Here is a 19,718-nt window from a genome sequence, read left to right on the forward strand (position 1 = left end):
TTTCTCAACATGTCGAAGAAAACTACCAGACGCTTTTCTCACCAATATGTCCTGTCCTTTCTCAAAAAAGCTTTAAACGAGGGAGGGGATCACGATTTTACTTCGGGAAATATTAATCGTGCCCTACTGTTATTATCCATTCCTATGGTGCTGGAAATGGTGATGGAATCCTTATTTGCCGTAGTAGATGTCTATTTTGTCGCCAAAGTGAGTGTAACGGCTGTGGCCACCGTTGGCCTGACCGAATCTGTTTTGATGGTGGTGTATTCCATTGCCATCGGGATCAGCATGGCGGCTACAGCCATGGTCTCCAGACGGATCGGGGAAAAGAAACCGGAGGCCGCTTCCAAAGTCGCCTTTCAAGCCATACTTCTCGCTATCGCCAGTTCTGTAGTCCTAGGAGTCATAGGACTGATATATGCCAAAGATATACTTCGAATGATGGGGGGATCGGAAGAGTTGATTGCCGAAGGAGTCAATTATACCCGCATTTTGATGGGCGGAAACATGACCATCATGCTGTTATTTCTGATCAATGGTATTTTCCGGGGTGCCGGAGATGCACTTCTGGCCATGATTGCGCTCTGGGTAGCCAATGGACTCAATCTCATCCTGGACCCTTTGTTTATTTTCGGATGGGGGCCGGTTCCGGCTATGGGAGTCAGTGGTGCCGCTGTAGCCACTACCATCGGCCGTGGGGTAGGTGTATTGCTCCAATTTTATATTCTGTTTCGAAAAGGGAACACCATACGTCTCTGTAAAGAAGTCATATCCGTTCACTGGAATACTATTCGCTCCCTGATGAAAATCAGCCTGGGAGGAATGGGGCAATTCCTGATCGAATCGGCCAGTTGGATCTTCTTGATCCGGATTATTTCCATTTTTGGAGACCAAGCATTGGCCGGCTATACCATATCATTCCGGATTATCGTATTTACAATATTGCCCTCTTGGGGTATTGCAAATGCCGCGGCCACTCTGGTAGGTCAAAATCTGGGAGCAGGAAAACCCGACCGTGCCGAAAAGTCCGTATGGCGCTCGGCATTTTATAACATGATCTTTTTGGCTTTTATATCATTGGTTTTTATCTATTGGGCACAGGAATTTGTCTCACTGTTTACCCACGATGCCGTGGTAATTCAGTATGGCATACAAAGCTTACGGATCATCTGCTTGGGATATGCCTTCTTTGCTTACGGAATGGTGATCAGCCAATCGTTCAATGGAGCCGGAGACACACGCACTCCTACCTTGATCAACTTTTTCTGTTGTTGGCTGTTTCAAATTCCGCTAGCCTATCTGATGGCCGTTACCTTTGATATGGGCCCTAAAGGGGTATTTATATCCATTGCCATTTCTTTGTCAATTTTGGCTCTGTTGAGTATTACACTTTTCAAAAGAGGCAAATGGAAAGAAATGAAAGTATAAGATAATGAAGAGGGACAGTATCTTTCCATGAGATATTAATTGGTCTTCCTGTTTACTGTCCTTTCTTCTGTTCTTCTGCTTCTATCCCTCAACCCTTCTCCCCTTCATCCTTAGTTTAAGGTGTGATCGTGATGGAACATGCCTATATTTGCAACATATTTATTATTGATAGTTCAAAATTCGAAGAGACGTGTTACATCTGAAACTTCCTACTGACCCTCGCTGGGTAAATGTCGCTGAGAAAGATATTGAAGAAATTTTGGTAGATCATGCTTATTGTGAGCAGAAAGCCGCATCCAGTTGTATTTCCCTGATCGTTTTATATCCTGACAAAGAAAAACTGGTGGAAACCCTCACTCCCATTGTCGCTGAGGAATGGAGCCATTTTGAACGCGTGCTGGACGAACTCAAAAAGCGGGGATTGGGCTTAGGCCGCATGCGGAAAGACGAATATGTCAATAAGTTATTGAAATTACAAAGAAAAGGCCAAGGCCATGAAAATCAATTGACGGATAAATTGTTGATTTGTGCCTTGATTGAAGCGAGAAGTTGTGAAAGGTTTAAGTTATTGTGGCAAAACCTGGACGATGAAAACCTGCAAAAATTTTATTATGAATTGATGGTTTCCGAGGCCGGTCATTATACTACTTTCATTGAATTGGCCCGTCACTACCAAGACCGGGAAATTGTAGACCAACGCTGGCAGGAAATCTTGAAAGAAGAGGCCGAAATTATCAATAACCTGGGGTATCGTGAAGGCAGAATGCACTAAAAAAGGTTGAAGGATTGAGGGATTGAAGGATTGAAGGGTTGAAGGAAGAAGGGTTGGGATGTTCATAAAACATAATGCACCGGATGGTTTTTAGCTATGTTTCGTTCAATGGAAATCATAGACTCATTTTCCATCCGGTGGTTTGGTCAACAGAATCAGTTCTCTATGGCAATCGGACTAACCGGTAACGTTCCGTTTGCTTCAGTTTTGCCAACAAGTAAACGGGCCATCGCCTTCACGTTGGAAATATTAGAACCCATCGCACTTACATACGCATCAGGACTCACCAGGTATGCATCATAGGGATCTTTCAAAGCCACATTAATGACAGGAGCACCGTTTTGTTCTTGTACAAATGACAGTCGGTTGCGCTGCTCTTCCAGATCAAGCGACTTTCCGGGAAAGGGATAGTTTTCACTGACACAAATGACTACATTCTTCTCAGGAAGAGCCTCATCATAGCTGTACTCCGATACCTGAAAGCCTTCTTCTTTCAGGGCGGTCACAAAGTCGGTATAAGCCGTGTAGTAATTAGGACCAATGCCCTCCGAGATTTTCACAATACTTTCCACATCTTCTTTGGTGAGTCTGACAACTGAAATTTCCGAATCAGGTTTTAATGGCAATAAAGACTGATTGTCATAAGCTATATGCAAAGCTGCTTCGGCAACTTTTATGGCCGCTTCTTTATTTTCAGGACTACCGACTATCGAAGCAGCAACTTCTACATCCACCGGTATTTTTTGAGCCAACTGGTATTTTTCTTTTAAAGTAACAATACGGTTATACGCTTCATCCAAACGTTCCATGGAAATTTCACCATTCAGCACTGCCTGTTCTACCCGGTCAATCATTCTGTGTTGTGATTTAACATAGTCTCCCACATCTTCGCCATAGCGTTCTTCCGCCAACATGATCATATCCGCTCCGGCCAATATCGCAGCTACAGCGGCTTCCGCCGGATCATAATTTTTTTGAATGGCTCCCATATTGAAAGAATCGGTGATGATTACTCCTTTAAAACCTAATTTTTTTCGGAGGTAACCATTCAAAATTTCAGGAGACAAGGTAGCCGGATTTTCGGTATCCAGTGAGTCGTAAATAATATGAGCCGTCATGACAATCTCAACCCCTGCCTCTACCGCTGCCTTAAAAGGCGCTAAATCGATAGACTCAATTTCATGCAATGACCTGTCAACATGAGGGATACCGCTGTGTGAATCGGAATGTGTATTTCCATGACCGGGAAAGTGTTTGGCGGTGGAAATAATACCATTACGTTGAAGACTGCTAACTGAGGCTTTTACCCGGTCGGTTACCTTTTGTACATCTTCCCCAAAAGAACGCGTGCCAATGATAGGGTTCAAAGGGTTGGAATTGACATCGGCCACTGGGGATAAATTACAAAAAACACCTACTGCTGCCAGTTCTTGTGAAAAGATTGAATACATCTTCTCCGTATTTTCCACAGGAGCTGCCCCTAATGCCATATTGCCTGGTCCGGTAGTAGAATAAGGTACCATAATTCCCCAAGCCCCTTCCTGATCAGCGGCTGTCAACAGGGGTTGTTGAGAAATCCCTTCCACAGCTGCTGCTTGTAAAGTGTTAAGAAGTTTGGCTGTTTGTGTAGGTTCTTTCAGGTTATCATTACTCAGATACAGTCCGCCAATGCCTCTCTCCCGGACAAAAGGCAACACAACATCCGCTTCAGAACCGGTAAAAGCCAATAGAAACAGTTGACCGACTTTTTTCTTTACCTCAGTCTGATCCAGTTGTGTAGTTTGGGTGCAGGAAGTAGGTAACAGTAAGGTGCTGATGAGCAATCCTAACAGACAAAAAATAGTTGTTTTTTTCATTTGACGATTGTGAATTGAGGTTTATAAAAATTAGATATAGTATTCGTAAAAACTCATATCTATCAATACTGAAAGACATAAATGGGGGAAGTGCATTCCATACATACTGACTATCAATGAGGGCGCATATTTGGCAACATCCATATCAAGTACTCCTCAACAATCATTCACCAAGGCCGGCCATTGGAACAGTATATGCCCAATTGGGAATAAAGAATCAGAAAATGTACGGTGTTGTTTGGTCAAAATAGAGAATACAGATACAGTGTTTTGTCAGTCAGATCACATGAATCTGAACCTTCAAACTGTCTCTACTTTTAATTGAAGTATGGTGGTTGAGTGTGGCTATCGTATCAGATCAATCGGTCTGCATTTTTTTCAAGCCCTAATCTAACCTTTTATAGGCATATTAAAAAGCTTTGAAATTATAAATCATCTCAAAGTCTCCTACACCTATTTTTAGCAGGAGTATATGTGGAAGTATCTGGGTATGGGGATTATCACTCAAAGGATGAAATTTAAATATACTCTCCGTAACTTTGCTTGTTAAGAAAATTATTACTGATGATTTTTTCTGCTGCCTCCAGATGATTGATGCTTGGAAAACCATAAGGACGGATGATGTTGAGACTTTCAGGCGCAAAGCCTTACACTGGGCTTCCGGGTTTGAAGTGTGCACTTACTTAGATTCAAACGGTATTGCATATCCTCAACAAGCCTTTGAAAATTTATTGGCAGTCGGAACAAAAGCTATCTGCCTGTTTGACAATGGACAGACCTTTTACCGTTTACAGCAGTTTTATCAGCAACAAAAAGACTGGATATTCGGACATTTTACTTACGATCTCAAAAATGAAACAGAGGCACTTCACAGTCAAAACCCCAACCGGGTTAACTTCCCCGATGCTTTCTTCTACGTTCCGGAATACCTGATCCGCTTTTCCAAAAACGCTGTTCACCTTTATCCTTCTGAAAAAGCCAATGAACTTCTGGATCAAATTCAAAACACAAATATTTGTCCGGTAGAAATCCCCCCTCCTACCCTACAACAGCGGACTTCCTATGAAAAATACATCCGTTCTGTCAATGCCATTAAAGAGCATATCATCGAGGGCGATATTTACGAATTGAATTATTGTATTGAGTTTTTTGCCGAAAATTCCGATGCCGACCCTCTGTTTTTGTACGAGCGACTCAATGCCGTTTCTCCTACCCCTTTCAGTACCTTTCACAAGGTGATTGACAAATACTTGCTTTGTGCTTCACCGGAACGGTTTATCAAAAAGACAGACCAACAATTGATTTCCCAGCCCATTAAAGGCACTATTAAACGAGGACAAAACCCGGAAGAAGACCAAGCCCTGCAACTACAACTCCGGCAGGATGAAAAGGAAATTGCAGAAAATATGATGATTGTGGACCTGGTACGCAACGATTTGGCCCGTAGTTGTGAATTTGGCTCGGTGAAAGTACCCGAACTGTTTGGCATTTATGCCTTCCGTCAGGTTCATCAAATGATTTCCACTGTCACCGGGACTTTGCGCAAAGAAGTTCCGTTTACACAGGCCATCCGCAATGCTTTTCCAATGGGTAGTATGACCGGAGCTCCCAAAATACGGGCCATGGAATTGATAGAAAGGTATGAAGATTGCCAACGAGGCTTGTATTCCGGCTCCGTTGGCTACATAACCCCAGAAGGTGATTTTGATTTCAATGTGGTTATCCGTAGCATACTCTACAACCAGGCCTCCCGCTATTTATCCTTTCAGATTGGCAGTGCCATCACCTATGATGCCCTCGCAGAAAAGGAATATCAGGAATGCGTATTAAAAGCCCAGGGTATTTTAAAAGCCTTAGGGGTAGACAGACTACCTTCCCAGTAAACCTCATTGAATTTTATTCCGCATTTCTTTTAATAAAGTATCTTGGTCCATCAAACCCGGATACTCCTCGTAGTTAAGTCCTGTTCTCAAGATATATTGAGTTACTAGCTCCTTCACCGCTTGTTGTAATTCTTGGGCTTTATAGGGTTTTTCCAAATAGTGATCAATTCCGGCATTATTAATTGCCCGGATCGTATCCTGATGAGTAGCCAACCCTGTCAACAAGATCTTTTTGATATGCCGGAAACGATGTTCCTGATTAATTTCAGTCAAAAACTCCACTCCGTTTTTTCCAGGCATAATATGATCACTGATCAGTAAGGCAATGGCTTTTCCCTCGGCATCCAGTTCTTCCATTAATTCCATCGCTTCATCGGCTGACTCGCATTCTTCTATCAGGCAATAAGGTTCAAATACATTTAAATCAGAGGCAATGGCAGACAAAACCTCACGCTGATCATCAATACATATGATAGTTAGCTTTTTCATTTTACTTTCAGAGATATATACATTATAGAATAAAATCAATTACATTTTTTCCGGCTTACACATTGCCAATTAAGCCACTGGTAGTATCACGGTAAAAGTAGTTTTCCCGGGCTTGGTTTGCACGTGAATACTTCCTTCATAACTACTCACCAATCTTTGCACAATGGACAAACCCAAGCCCAATCCAAAATTCAACCCTTGAACTTTAGTCGTTACGTTAGGTTGAAATATTTTAGGTAAAATACTTTCGGGAATGCCCGGACCATTATCGGTTATCTGCACCTCCACTTTCTCTTTTTTCACGGATGTTTTGATTAGCAATAAAGGATCGGGTGTATTAGCTTGTAACATGCTCTCACAGGCATTTTTTATCAAGTTTGTCCAAATTTGCACCAGCTCACCGTTATTTGCATAAATCCCGGGCAGTGCCGCCAGTTTTAATTCCAAGGAGACTTTTCTTAACAAACTTCTCAATAAAGCATTAGATTCGTTGATCGTTTCATTGAGGTCCACTCCTTGTACCCTTTCAGAGCGATTGGCTCCCAGTTGTTTTACAGATTTGACTACATGGGTCGCCTGAGTTGCCGCAAAGGACATGTCATACAAAGCCAAACCCAACTCCCAATAGTTTACCATTTGTTCGGCTGCTTTGGGCAGATCTGATTTATACGATTGTAAGACCTGATCATCCAACCCCGCCTTGGCTAATCTTTTTGCTAAAGCAGGAAACAAATGAAACTTTTCCTGAAGGAATTTTCCCCTCTGCCTTACTTCGGATGAGGAGAGAAACTGCCCTTTTTCCAGGCCTTGTACAAAGAAATCATTCCATTCAGGCCGAACGGCTTTTACCAACTTTCCTATTTCTTCGGCCAGCCACTCTGTTTTCCGTTGAATCACGACCATAGAATTATTCAATTCATGCGCAATCCCGGCTGCCATCTGGCCCAAGGTTGCCATCTTATCGGTTTGCAGCAGCTTTTTAAGCGCCCTTTCTTTTTCCGTTGCTATTTTATGAGCCAAATAATTGCGGTAAGCCAATTCACTGACAATTATTTTAATAAAGTCTTCATACACTTCCGGCTGAGCTACTTTTAGCTGAGCTGCTTCTTGTAATGTGATATACGCCAAACTACAATTTTCCTCGGCCCGGATATGGGCAAAACTTTGAAACTTGCCTGTAAAAAAACTATACACTCCCACAAACCTTCCGGGCCATAAACGGAATAACTCCATGGGTTTCTCCTCTTCACCTTGCACATAGCCCACCACATGCCCCTCCAGGATTAAAAACAGTTTATCATTTTCCTGGGATTGCTGTAGAATCGTTTCTCCCTTTTTGAACCGGATTTGTTGTGAGGGTTTATCAAAATACCTTTTCCGGATTTGTTCAATATCTATATTGGCTTTGATAGATTGTTCGATATTGGAATTTGGCATAACATATTCTTTAGATAAAAAAAGAAATTAAACTACCGCCTTTTCATACAAGCTTCAATTTTTCCCGGTCATATTCTTAATGAAAAAACTGCACGGTATTCAGCAAATACATCAAGCCGAAAATCAAAAAGAGGCCGATAATTCCCAAGCTAATTCCTGTTTTGGTCAAATCTTTGGAAGCCAAGAGTCCCGTACCATGGGCCAAGGCATTCGGAGGAGTACTTACGGGCAAAGACATTCCCAAAGAACAAGACATGGTTACACTTAAAATCAGCATCATCACCCCTCCCAAAGGCACCAAACTTTGCAAAGAGGTACCCAAAGCCGCAACGATGGGTAATAATAAGTTGGCCGTAGCGGTATTGGACATAAAGTTGGCCATCAATGTGGCCAACAAGGCGGTGCCCACAATAATGACAAAAGGAGAAAACTCTTCGAAGGGGATATTCTGTATAATATTAACCGCCAGGCCACTTTTGTCAAGAGCCAGGCCCAAGGCAATTCCTCCGGATACCAACCACAATACGTCCCAACTGATATTTTTCAAATCTTCTTTGGTGATAATACCGGTTGCGGAAAATACGCCCACAGGGATCATAGCCACTATATAAGAATTCATTCCATGTAGAAAATCCGTCAACCAAAGCAGTACGGTTCCGGCAAAAGTTGCATAAACAATTTTAGCTTTGGCACTTTTTAAAAACTTCCCTTTGATATTCAAATTGAGAGAAGGCGTTTGTGTAGGATACAGCTTCCATAAAAGCACCCAGGCAATACCCAGCAAAATAAGCACATAGGGAAAAGCAAAAGTCATCCACTTACCAAAACTTATACTATGCTCTCCAGTCAAATACTTGAGTGCTACGGCATTAGGAGGCGTACCGATGGGAGTAGCAATCCCCCCTATGTTGGCAGCTACCGGAATACACAACACGAATGCTATCTTTCCCCGGTCACCCTCGTCAAACACCGCCAGTACGGGCGCCAACAATGATAGCATCATAGCAGTGGTAGCGGTATTGCTCATAAACATAGAAAACACTGCAGTAATCCCCATCAGTCCCATCATCACCCAAGCCGGCTTTTTACCAAAGGGCCTCAACATTACCCGGGCCAGGTTCTGATCCAGGCGGTATTTTGTAGCGGCCATTGCCAGAAAAAAGCCGCCTAAAAAAAGGAGGATAATTGGAGACGCAAAGGTAGCCATAATGGCTTTATAGCTCAGGAGCTCACCCAATGGCGCTGCACCTTGACTGACAAATGACACAAAGCCTTTGTCGGATACCATGATCAGTTCCAGTAATATAATCAAAAGAGATGTGGCATAAATAGGAATCGGCTCCAATATCCAGAATAAAGTAGCCATCACAAAAATGGCAATCACCCGCTGTTCTACCAAGGTGATTTTGTCCAATGGAATGGCTTCCGGCGGAAGCATTAGGATGAATAAGGGAGTAATACAAGAAATAGCAAGTTTGACATATGTTTTCATGACGAAAATCATTAATTTATACTTGGTTTGGTAAGTGCGAAATAAGTCCATATTCGCTTATTTCGCAGGTGAAGGTAGAACGCATTTTTTTATTTTCAAACCAAAAAAATGAAACATTTTTCATTGCTAACTCCCCGTATCCGCACCTTAAACTCCTTGTATGCATGCCTTTCAATCATTTTAATACAAGGTATTTATAATCAAATACTTGCACAGGAAAACAACAGTATAGGAAACCAGAAATTCAGAATCAATCTAAATTCAAACAATACCCATTATATAGGTTTTGCTTTTGTGGGACAATTATGGGTCAGGTATACGGAAAACAACCCGGGCTCTACCCTTAACGGCGAACCTCAATCGAACAATTTTGACATTTCTTTAAGAAGGTACCGGTTGGTAGCCAGCGGACAAATCACCGATCAATTGTACTTCTTTACCCAAATCGGACAAAACAATGCTAAAGCCAGTACCGGAAGAGGCGTGGAAGTTCAGTTATTAGATGCCTTATTGGAATATAAGCTCTCTGATTTTCTTATTCTTGGCGGGGGAAAAACCGCCATTAGCGGCCCTTCCCGCTATGCCGCACCCAGCTCCAGTAAACCTTTAGGATACGATATTCCTTTTGCCGGTACGACTACGCTCAACCAATTGGATGACCTTCTTCGAAAATACAGCCTCTATGCCAAGGGCCAAATCGGACAATTGGATTACCGGTTGGTCCTGAGTAACCCTGTGATAGGCTTTAAAAACAAACCTCCGACTACACAAGTAGCTTTTGCCTATAATGCTCCCCGCCTCCAAAGTTCAGGATATTTTAAATGGCAATTTTTAGAAAAGGAAAGTAACAGGGGAACCTATCATGTAGGGACTTATTTGGGAAAGAAAAAAGTTTTTAACCTGGGAGCGGGTTTTTTATACCAACCCAAAGCCATGTGGGCCCTCACAACCTCCCAAGATACCAGTTATTACGAGCTCAAACATTGGGCGGTGGATCTTTTTTACGATGCTCCGATCCATTCGCCGGAAGGTGCGGTAATTACGTTGTACTCCGGTTTTTACCAACATAACTATGGTCCGGGATATATCCGGAATATCGGAGCCAACAATTCGGCGACCGGGAGCCTCGACTCAAAAAGCTCTTTGAACGGTGCCGGGAATGCCTATCCGGTATTGGGCACCGGACATGTATGGCATTCACAGGTCGGATATATTTTACCTAAAAACCTCACAGGTTCTTTGAAAGGCCGCTTACAACCTTACGCCTATTTCTTATGGAGTGATTTTGAGGCCTTGGAAGACAAAGTATTCTCATACGACCTGGGAATGAACTGGCTGCTTCACGAACATATGGTCAAACTTACGTTGAATTACCAAAGCAGACCCATTTTTTTTGCATCGGAAAAGGGAAACATACAGGAGCAATACAAAGGAATGTTTGTCATGCAACTGCATCTGCGGGTAGAGTGATATTCCCTATCAAAACATGCTTAAATAGCAGAAAACAAGCATTTTTATTGCTTTCTCCCTCAGAGGATGCGATAGGTTTATGTCTATTCTTCACAGTTGATATTGTTTGTATAGTAGAATGGTGAATGTAGTTAAGGCTTCCGTAGGATGTGATGAAAACCTTTCATCATACCCCCTTCGGGGACATTGTTATGAAAACTTGTGTTGTACTATTAAGATTCATCAGGATATTTTTAACAACTTCTTAACAACCCGCCTAATAAGTCCTTTAGCTTTATCAAAACACAAAATAACTATCCGTTTTAGTAAAGCAGCTTTTTAGACTTTACTGAATTCATTCTCATTCACCAATCACCTACTCTATGTACGCGCTAAAAAACCTTGTTGTCGCCTTAGATCTCAGTAAACTGGATGAAACGTTACTTCAGTACACTTTCCAACTTTCAACGATTATCAACACCGGAAAGATTATTTTGGTACACGTGGCCAAGCCAGACAGCCTGAAAAAAGCGGTTAATACCCATGGCATACTGGTACACCAAAAGGAAAAGCTCCTCCAGGTTTTACAAGAGAAAATAGAACCGTTTCGATCGGAACCCTCCTTTGAGGAAATTCTCATTCAGGTAAAAGCCGGGGAACCGGCAGCCAAAATCTTAGAAGTAGCATACGAACACAAAGCGGATTTGATCATCACAGGACGTAAAAACTTGTCGGAAGGTAAGGGGCACACGCCTAAAAAACTGATTCGTAAAGCATTGTGTTCCGTATTATGTCTTCCGGAAAATGCTACGGCTAATTTCTCCAAAGTATTAATCCCGGTGGATTTTTCATCCGAGTCCAAGTTGGCATTGGAAGGCGCCTTACCCTTTGCCCGGAAAACCGGAATGCAAATAGAGTGTTTGCATATCTATACCGTTCCTCATGGTTATCATACTTGTGGTAAAACACAGGAGGAATTTGCGAAAATTATGCATAAAAATGCAGAAAGGAGATACAAGTGCTTTATTAAAGACTTAGACCTCAAAGGCATCGATATTTCCTGCCGTTACCAGTTAGATCCCGGACACAAAGGCCCAAAAATCATCTTTAATATTGCCTTGGTAGAAGGGGCTGATTTAATCATGATGAGCTCAAAAGGCCGCACGGGTATGGCAGCTGCATTTTTGGAAAGCACTTCCGAAAAATTATTCCATTACAACTTTGGAGTCCCAACCCTAGTATTTAAAAACAAAGAACATAATCTTACATTCTTTGAAGCGATTTTGAAAATTTAATTATTTTCGCTTTCATATCAGGTGGTAGGCATCTGAAATACAATGAAAAGCTTGTTTGGTGCCTTTGTTCTTTCACACACCTTCTGTTCCTGAAAATAACACTTAAAACAACAAAATGGAAGTGCTTTTTACCTCAGCAGGACTCATCAGTCTGCTTACCCTTACTGCCCTTGAAATCGTATTAGGGATTGACAATGTGATTTTCATCTCTATTGTCAGCAATAAACTACCCGCTCATCAAAAAGACAAAGCCCGTACCCTGGGAATTTTAATCGCTCTGGTAGTACGTGTTGCCTTGCTTTTTGGGATTACCTGGATCATTGGTTTAAAAGAACCTTTATTTTCTTTAGGTTTTCTGGAAGGTTTAAACATGGACCCACACTTCAGTGGCCGCGACCTGATCTTACTGGGAGGAGGCTTATTCTTAATTGCCAAAAGTACCGCCGAAATCCACGATAAGCTGGAAGGCCATGAAGAAGGTGGAGCCGCCAAAACGGTGGGACTTACCCTATGGAAAGCAATCGTTCAAATTGTATTGATTGATATTGTATTCTCTTTCGATTCCATTTTGACTGCGGTAGGCCTGGTACAAGAAATTTTGATCATGATCATCGCTGTGGTTATTGCCTTGATCGTCATGTTGGTTTTCTCAAAGGGTATTGCCGATTTTGTGGAAAACCATCCTACCATCAAGATGCTGGCCCTTTCCTTTTTAGTACTTATCGGATTCTTATTAGTGGTAGAAGCCTTTGATGTGCATGTACCGAAAGGGTATATCTATTTCTCTATGGCGTTTGCCCTATTGGTAGAATTATTAAACTTGCGGATGCGAAAGAAAACAATCAAAACACAATTGACGCATCCGGAAACGGAAAAAGTAAAAGTCGATCAATAATAATCTCAATACATTTCCTACCCTCCAAAGGTTATGATTCGTTGAAAGTAGCCGAATCGATAATTTTTGGAGGGTTTATCTTTTTTTGCCCTCCCCTCTTTATCTACTTTCCGCTTTCTTTAAAGATTTTCCTACAAGCCATTGAAGAAGAGCGGATTGTTAAGTATTATTACTTGGTAGAATCAACTTTGAATACTTTGCATCAGACATTAAAAATATTCCAAAAACGGCTCACCAACCTCAGTACCAAAAACAAATCCCTGTTGCTTTTGCGCCTTATCAAGAGCCAGTTTGTCGACTTATTGGATTTTGATTACCTCAACCATCAGCCTGCCTTTTCATTGATCGAACAGTTGATAGCCGGCAAAGCCAGTATTCCCTTATTGCCCGTATTGGACAGTAGAGATAATAAGTCCAATACCATCAGCGCCAGACTCCAGAAAATCTTCCGCACCGACAAGTTTATCTTTGAAGAAAGCGGCTCCAAAGATTTATATATAGGCTATCCTTTTGTCAGAGGCAAAATGATGGACGATACGTTGGTGCGTTGCCCTTTGTTATTTTTTCCCGTATCCTTAGAAAGCTATCAAGGTAATTGGCTTTTGAAAAGAAGGGAAGATGTAAATATTACCTTTAACAAAACGCTGTTGCTGGCCTATTCCCACTACAACGGAATCCTGTTTAAGGACGATTTTTTGGACACGGACTTTAATGAATATTCCAAAGAAAGCCGGGAGTTCAGAACCCAACTTTATCAACTTCTCCAACAAAGTCCTTTTGAAATTCACTTTAACCAAGAAACCTTTGAAGATAAACTCAGCCCTTTCCGTACTTACACCAAGCCGGAATTTGAACAACAACACTATACAGGCGAGTTAAAAGTGTACCCGGAAGCCGTACTGGGCATATTTCCTCAATCTTCCTCTTATTTGGTCCCTGACTTTGACGAGTTAATTCTCAATGAAAAAGTAAAAGACCTGGAAGAATTTTTCGTCCCTTCAGACACCTTACATCAAGACAGGCCATTACACAAAACCGTCACTTCCAAAGCATCCAAGGAAGAAGAACTATTCACCCCCTTTTCCTTGGACGCGTCTCAGGAAAGGGCTATTAAAGCGGTCAAAGGAGGAAACTCCATTGTAGTGCAAGGTCCTCCCGGCAGCGGAAAATCCCAACTCATTTGCAACCTTATTTGTGACAACATTGCTCATGGAAAAAATGTATTGGTTGTTTGCCAGAAACGGGCTGCGTTAGATGTAGTCTATCAAAGACTGAAGGTAGTTGGCTTAGAGACTTCCTCTGCTTTGCTTCATGATTTTAAAGAAGACCGTAAACCCCTTTACCAAAAAATAAAAGCCCAAATAGAAAATTTGGAATACTACCAGTCTGAAAACAATAGCCTGGACGCCATCTATTTGGAACGCAACTTTATTAAATTAAGTAGGGAAATAGACCAAGCCACAGAGGAACTGGAGGAATTTAAAGCAGCTTTGTATGACACCCGTGACTGTGGCCTTTCAGCCAAAGAATTATACCTGACCAGCAATATTCACGAGCCTTATATCAACTTACGGAGAGAATACAATCATTTTCATTTCAGCAATCACAGTCACTTTCTCAACCGGGTCAAGTCCTACCTGAATTATGCGCAAAAAGTAGCCTACCCCAGCCACCCATGGTACGAACGCCACTCCTTTGAAAACTTCGGTGTGGAAGACCAAGCCCTTCTTAAAAAATTCATTCATTTGGTGTATCCCTCTTTTCACCAAGTACAAGAAAGGTTAAAGGAGTTGATTCAAATGGAAATCACATTGGACGAATGTGAATGGATGGCCAATATGGAAGAGGATTTCAGGAAAATGACAGAAATTCTGCATGATGCGCAAACGTTTGAGTATTTCAAACGCTGTATCCGTTCGCCCAAAGCAGATTATCATTGGCTGTCCAATTTTAAAAGAACGCTGATCAATTCCTTTGGCTCCGAAGGGGTGGAAACGTCTTTTGACAAACATGATCTGTCTCATGTACAAGGTGTATTATTGGAAGCCCAAGACGCCAAAAAAAGTTGGTATAAATGGTTTACCTGGAAGTTAATTTCCAAAAACAATAAACTGCTGCAACACCTGCTCCATAAAAACCAACTGCATCAACACCCTCAGGCTTTGGATATATTGGTCCAACGCCTTGATAACCGGATGAATCTGGAACATAATATCAGTCAACTCTCAGAACAAGATTGGTTGACGGACATACCGGAGGATTATGAAAAGGATAGTTTTGTCACATGGTTAAAAACCTATCTGAGGGCATTGACAGCCAAAGAAATATATAAAAAACTACGCAATGGCATTAAATACTTGGATATAGAACGCTTAAGTCTTGAAGATTTCCAGTACAAAATCAATACATTACTTCATGAGGTAAAAAAGATCAGTGCTTTAAAAAGACAATGGGTACAATACCTCACTACCAAGCAAATCAATCAACTCACAAAAGAAGAACAATATACGGAACGGCTGTTAAAAACCCTGGACAAAGACTTTGACGTATTGTGTGAATTTGACCGGTTAAACTCTTCTTTATTAAGTTTGGAAAAAGAGGTCATTTTCAAATTACACGAAGAAATAGGCCAATGGGATTCGGAACAATTTGTAAAGCTTTTTGATAACAGTATTCGAGTCAATTGGATCCATCATCTGGAGGCTAAAAACCCCATTCTGCGTTCAGTATCATCGGATAAATTGCAACTTATAGAAGAGCAGTTGCAACAGTCAATCCGGAAAAAACAAGCACTTTGTAAGCAAATCGTGCTCATGAAAGCCCGGGAGCGCACCTATCACGATATAGAGTACAACCGCTTAAATAACCGGGTCACCTACCGGGACTTGCATCATCAAACCAATAAAAAACGGAATATCTGGCCCATCCGGAAAGTAATCCAACAGTTTTCACATGAGTTGTTGGAACTGATCCCATGTTGGCTGGCTTCCCCTGAAACGGTTTCCGCAGTCTTTCCCATGCAAGAGATGTTTGATGTCGTCATTTTTGATGAGGCTTCCCAGTGTTTTGCAGAGAAGGGTATTCCGGCCATGTACCGGGGGAAACAAGTGGTGATTGCCGGTGACAGCCAACAATTAGCTCCTTTTGATCTTTACCAACCCCGTTGGGAGGAAGCATTGGAAGACGACCCTGTACTGGAAATTGACTCTTTATTAGATTTAGGCGCAAGATACCTTTCTCAGATTCAACTGAACGGGCATTATCGAAGCCAGTCGTTGGATTTGATTGACTTTTCAAACCGGCATTTTTACAGCGGGCAACTTAAACTTATTCCACATTACAAGGATTTTATAGAGAATAAACCTGCGATTGACTATATCAAAATAGAAGGGGAGTGGCTACAAAACCAAAACCTCCCGGAAGCGCACAAAGTCGTAGACCTTGTGGAACAATTACTTCAAGATGAAATTTACAACATCGGTATTATCACTTTCAACTTCAAACAACAAGAACTTATCCGCGATATCCTGGAAGAGCGAGAGCTTAACTACCCGGAAGAACTGTTTATTAAAAACATAGAAAACGTACAAGGAGATGAACGGGATGTAATTCTTTTCTCCATAGGTTACGGCCCCAACAAAGCGGGAAAAGTCAATGTACAATTTGGTTCTTTAAATCAAGAAAAAGGAGAAAACCGCCTCAATGTAGCCATCACCCGGGCCCGCAAAAAAATTATCATTGTCAGCAGTATTTTGCCAGCAATGTTAAACGTGGAAAATACCAAACACTCCGGCCCGAAACTCTTGAAAAAATACTTACACTATGCTTATGATGTAGCAGAGGGGAAGTATATCCCCAAAATTGAAGCCTATCCTTTCCATACCATTGATTGGTATCTCAAACACAAAATCAAAGAACAATTTCAACAACATTCGCAATTTGTGGATAGCTTGCCTTTTGCAGACTTGGTCACCTTTGACCAAACGTATCAAAAACTCATTTTTACGGACGATGATTTTTACTACCAAAGTACTTCTGCCAAAGAGGCACATGCCTATATTCCTCTGGCATTAAAACACAAAAATTGGTCGTATAAACGGTATTACAGCAGACAATACTGGAAACAATTTGCACAATTGGAAGACGATCTGATCAAATACATTGATGCATTCCCTTCCGAAAACCAATAGAGCAACCCGGAAAACCAACTCCGGATTGCTCTATTGGGGTAAAATCGATATCTTTTTATTATTTATTCATGAAAGTTTTCCAATGTTCCTACCATCCAGACTTTGTTATTCTTAACAGCATTCGCTTTGTTAAAATAGGGCTTTGCTTTTGCAAAATATACCTGCTTTTGGCTCACTTCCTGCAAACCCATTTTGTAATACAAACTTGCCATGGCAGACAAGCCCTCATAAAAGACCGGATCTAATTTTAAAGCGGCTTGATAATTACTTTCTGCTTTCTTCCACTTATCCAACTTTTCGTAAAGATTTCCCAACTCACAATATGCATATTTATCCCTTGGACTAAGTTGTAGCTTTTGTTCTAAGAGTTCCACTGCTTCCGGATAGTTCTCCATTTGTATATAAAGTTTGACCGAGTGGGAGATCAAGTCAAGGTTCTCCGGATGTCGTTTCCGCCCTTTCTTCAATATTTTCAACGCATGTTGTAAGCGATTTTGCTTCACTTCTTCCCGTTGCAACACATAATAAAGCCAAGCCTCATCATAAGCGTTTTTCATTAGATAATAACCATGTTTGAGAATCAAGTCGGAATTTTCAAGACGAGTCGCACAGATCATTAAATTCTCACGGGAATTGTAATGATCAGGTTGTAGCGCCAAAGCTTTTTCAAAATAACCAATGGCTTTTTCATACTCTGTCAGTTTTGCATGTTGAATGGCTGTTTGAAAGTATGTTTCAAATTTATTTTGTTGTGTTTGCCCACAAACAATCAACACAGAAAACAAAATGAAGGAGGGGACTAGCAATAGTTTTTTCATGTTTTCAATCTCAATACGGTAAATAAATTCGGAGAGATAACTTTTTAGCTACTAAGAGGTGAAAATATGCTTTCACCCAACTACACCCCGGATTTCTCACTATAAGGGCATAGGCAATCATCGCGAGTAGTTACACATATTAAAAAACTATGCCATTACGTTGAAGGCTCAGGCTTGCAGTAAGATTTCAAGAAGATTTACAGAATTGGGCAATGAAAAGAGAAGAATAGATTAGGAAAGAAAAATCCCAAAAGCCCAATTCCAACAAAATCAAGGCGCTTTGTTACATTTTATACATAAAGGCTACCCATTTAAGGGCTTTCTCACCTTTGTAAGGTTTTAGCACAACCCAATACAAGAAAAAAACGAGTTCATTGCTAGCTTTAACCCTGAAAAAACAGGCAGAAATTTGCATCAAAACATGCAATCTCGCAAAACACATTACGCAAACCTTACATCAAAAGAAGAAATGGCGAGCAACAAACAATCAAATATAGTGATTTACAGCTAGTTAGTTCTAACCATAGAAAATAAGTAAGGTTAAACTAGGAACCAACAATTAAGAAAATAAGGCGTTTTACGATAAATGATTCTCCGAAGCCACCCAAAATATTGACGCTATGAAACTCAAAAGAATACTTTGTATGATACTATCAACTTCTTTACTTACTACATTCAGTTTTGTAATGAAGTCATGTCATGACAAGCAAGATGCCGTAGCTACAAAAGAAGCCAAGGTAAAAGTGACGCAAGCCTCCCTTGCCTTTTAAACAAATGGGTACTAATCAGGCCAGCAACATTAGATTTTATCCACTATAAAAATCATCCGGTCAGATTGTTCTTTTACAAAAGGATTCATTTCATAATCTCCCAATATTTCTCTGCACTTCATCCCTGCATGTTCAAAAAATTGTTGGAATTGTTTTCTGGTAAGGGCTTTTACCCGTTCTTCAAAGCGGTAAGTACGTTCCTTCTCCCAAAAAGAAATTTCCTTCACAATTACTTCATTTTCTATTTTTCTCCGAATGTGAAATTCTATATTTTCTGAATAAATGATGGTTTCCGGTTCTAGTTGATGCCTGATCTTATATACATTTAAAAAATCAATTATCAACGTCCCTCCAGGTTTTAAGCTTTTACCAATTGCCTGTATTGCTTTTTGATGTTCTTTGTCAGAAGCAAAATAACCAAAACTGGTAAAAATATTGACCACAAAATCAAATGCCTCCCGTTTATAAACTTCCCGCATATCGTGCTTGGCAAAATGCAAGCGGTCATTGCCAAACCGTTGTGCATAAGTGATATTTTGTTCAGAGAGGTCTACTCCTTCCACATCCAGCCCTAATTGGTTTAAATAGATGGAATGACGGCCTTTGCCACAAGCCAAGTCAAGAATTTTGTGCTTTGGCGCCATGTGCAAATGATTGACCAAGTTATCCAATAGCATTCTGGCTTCTTCTTCATCCCTATGTTTATATAAGATATGATAGTAAGGTGAGTCAAACCAAGTATCAAACCATTCTTCCGTTTTTCTTTCCACTTTATTTTAGTTAATTGCTAGATCTATTTTTCATTGATTTGAGCAAAAATAAACAGTATTTATCTTGAATTGAGTAAAAAGTTAAGAGCATCTTCGAGTATTATCAAATACCTTAGCAAGAAACTAAGCCCGATAAAGCCCAAACATGCTCAATGAATACACAGGGAAATAAAT

General features: G+C 40.9%; 14 protein-coding genes. 8 read left to right on the forward strand and 6 right to left on the reverse strand.

Annotated features, from left to right (window positions below; translation table 11 throughout):
• Positions 1–9 precede the first annotated feature (9 nt).
• A complete protein-coding gene (locus AAG747_RS06110; RefSeq protein ID WP_346820259.1) occupies positions 10–1,428 on the forward strand; it encodes an MATE family efflux transporter in 1,419 nt (472 codons plus the stop codon).
• A gap of 190 nt (positions 1,429–1,618) precedes the next feature.
• The gene (locus tag AAG747_RS06115; RefSeq protein WP_346820260.1) at positions 1,619–2,200 is read left to right on the forward strand and encodes a MiaE family protein; all 582 of its coding nucleotides are present in this window, start codon (positions 1,619–1,621) and stop codon (positions 2,198–2,200) included.
• 155 nt (positions 2,201–2,355) lie between these two features.
• Here the strand turns inward: AAG747_RS06115 and AAG747_RS06120 are convergent, their stop codons facing one another.
• Positions 2,356–4,056, reverse strand: a complete 1,701-nt coding sequence (locus AAG747_RS06120) for a glycoside hydrolase family 3 protein (RefSeq protein ID WP_346820261.1) — start codon at positions 4,054–4,056, stop codon at positions 2,356–2,358.
• A gap of 587 nt (positions 4,057–4,643) precedes the next feature.
• Here AAG747_RS06120 and AAG747_RS06125 point away from each other — a divergent pair.
• Positions 4,644–5,939: an anthranilate synthase component I family protein gene (locus tag AAG747_RS06125; protein ID WP_346820262.1), complete on the forward strand. Its 1,296-nt coding sequence runs from the start codon at positions 4,644–4,646 to the stop codon at positions 5,937–5,939.
• Positions 5,940–5,942: 3 nt separating this feature from the next.
• On the opposite strand, the gene AAG747_RS06130 is transcribed toward AAG747_RS06125, so the two are convergent.
• From AAG747_RS06130 to AAG747_RS06140, 3 genes are all read right to left on the reverse strand, one after another.
• On the reverse strand, positions 5,943–6,428 hold the full coding sequence (locus tag AAG747_RS06130) for a response regulator (protein WP_346820263.1): 486 nt from the start codon (positions 6,426–6,428) through the stop codon (positions 5,943–5,945).
• A 69-nt stretch (positions 6,429–6,497) separates the two neighbouring features.
• Positions 6,498–7,865 (reverse strand): sensor histidine kinase, encoded by a 1,368-nt coding sequence (locus AAG747_RS06135; protein ID WP_346820264.1) that lies wholly within the window; start codon positions 7,863–7,865, stop codon positions 6,498–6,500.
• 76 nt (positions 7,866–7,941) lie between these two features.
• Positions 7,942–9,357 (reverse strand): SLC13 family permease, encoded by a 1,416-nt coding sequence (locus AAG747_RS06140; RefSeq protein ID WP_346820265.1) that lies wholly within the window; start codon positions 9,355–9,357, stop codon positions 7,942–7,944.
• A gap of 108 nt (positions 9,358–9,465) precedes the next feature.
• On the opposite strand from AAG747_RS06140, the gene AAG747_RS06145 reads away from it, so the two are divergent.
• The 4 genes from AAG747_RS06145 (at position 9,466) to AAG747_RS06160 (ending at position 17,186) form a co-directional block, all read left to right on the forward strand.
• Positions 9,466–10,827: a hypothetical protein gene (locus AAG747_RS06145; protein ID WP_346820266.1), complete on the forward strand. Its 1,362-nt coding sequence runs from the start codon at positions 9,466–9,468 to the stop codon at positions 10,825–10,827.
• 362 nt (positions 10,828–11,189) lie between these two features.
• Positions 11,190–12,101 carry a universal stress protein gene (locus AAG747_RS06150; RefSeq protein ID WP_346820267.1) on the forward strand — a complete coding sequence of 304 codons (912 nt, stop codon included), beginning with the start codon at positions 11,190–11,192 and terminating at the stop codon, positions 12,099–12,101.
• A 115-nt stretch (positions 12,102–12,216) separates the two neighbouring features.
• Positions 12,217–12,996, forward strand: a complete 780-nt coding sequence (locus AAG747_RS06155) for a TerC family protein (RefSeq protein ID WP_346820268.1) — start codon at positions 12,217–12,219, stop codon at positions 12,994–12,996.
• 41 nt (positions 12,997–13,037) lie between these two features.
• A complete protein-coding gene (locus tag AAG747_RS06160; RefSeq protein WP_346820269.1) occupies positions 13,038–17,186 on the forward strand; it encodes an AAA domain-containing protein in 4,149 nt (1,382 codons plus the stop codon).
• Positions 17,187–17,248: 62 nt separating this feature from the next.
• Here the strand turns inward: AAG747_RS06160 and AAG747_RS06165 are convergent, their stop codons facing one another.
• Positions 17,249–18,004 carry a tetratricopeptide repeat protein gene (locus tag AAG747_RS06165; RefSeq protein ID WP_346820270.1) on the reverse strand — a complete coding sequence of 252 codons (756 nt, stop codon included), beginning with the start codon at positions 18,002–18,004 and terminating at the stop codon, positions 17,249–17,251.
• A gap of 644 nt (positions 18,005–18,648) precedes the next feature.
• Between AAG747_RS06165 and AAG747_RS06170 the strand changes: the two genes are divergently transcribed.
• Positions 18,649–18,774: a hypothetical protein gene (locus AAG747_RS06170; RefSeq protein WP_346820271.1), complete on the forward strand. Its 126-nt coding sequence runs from the start codon at positions 18,649–18,651 to the stop codon at positions 18,772–18,774.
• Between the two features lie 29 nt (positions 18,775–18,803).
• Here AAG747_RS06170 and AAG747_RS06175 read toward each other — a convergent pair whose 3' ends face one another.
• On the reverse strand, positions 18,804–19,544 hold the full coding sequence (locus tag AAG747_RS06175; protein WP_346820272.1) for an SAM-dependent methyltransferase: 741 nt from the start codon (positions 19,542–19,544) through the stop codon (positions 18,804–18,806).
• Positions 19,545–19,718: the final 174 nt, after the last annotated feature.

Origin of the sequence: Rapidithrix thailandica, assembly GCF_039710355.1 — a bacterium.
Taxonomy (GTDB): Bacteria; Bacteroidota; Bacteroidia; order Cytophagales; family Flammeovirgaceae; genus Rapidithrix; species Rapidithrix thailandica.

Coding starts and splice junctions, on each gene's coding strand:
- AAG747_RS06165 (WP_346820270.1), bottom strand. CDS start 18,004: ATGAAAAAACTATTGCTAGTCCCCTCCTTCATTTTGTTTTCTGTGTTG.
- AAG747_RS06125 (WP_346820262.1), top strand. CDS start 4,644: ATGATTGATGCTTGGAAAACCATAAGGACGGATGATGTTGAGACTTTC.
- AAG747_RS06120 (WP_346820261.1), bottom strand. CDS start 4,056: ATGAAAAAAACAACTATTTTTTGTCTGTTAGGATTGCTCATCAGCACC.
- AAG747_RS06170 (WP_346820271.1), top strand. CDS start 18,649: ATGATACTATCAACTTCTTTACTTACTACATTCAGTTTTGTAATGAAG.
- AAG747_RS06140 (WP_346820265.1), bottom strand. CDS start 9,357: ATGAAAACATATGTCAAACTTGCTATTTCTTGTATTACTCCCTTATTC.
- AAG747_RS06135 (WP_346820264.1), bottom strand. CDS start 7,865: ATGCCAAATTCCAATATCGAACAATCTATCAAAGCCAATATAGATATT.
- AAG747_RS06155 (WP_346820268.1), top strand. CDS start 12,217: ATGGAAGTGCTTTTTACCTCAGCAGGACTCATCAGTCTGCTTACCCTT.
- AAG747_RS06150 (WP_346820267.1), top strand. CDS start 11,190: ATGTACGCGCTAAAAAACCTTGTTGTCGCCTTAGATCTCAGTAAACTG.
- AAG747_RS06145 (WP_346820266.1), top strand. CDS start 9,466: ATGAAACATTTTTCATTGCTAACTCCCCGTATCCGCACCTTAAACTCC.
- AAG747_RS06130 (WP_346820263.1), bottom strand. CDS start 6,428: ATGAAAAAGCTAACTATCATATGTATTGATGATCAGCGTGAGGTTTTG.
- AAG747_RS06110 (WP_346820259.1), top strand. CDS start 10: ATGTCGAAGAAAACTACCAGACGCTTTTCTCACCAATATGTCCTGTCC.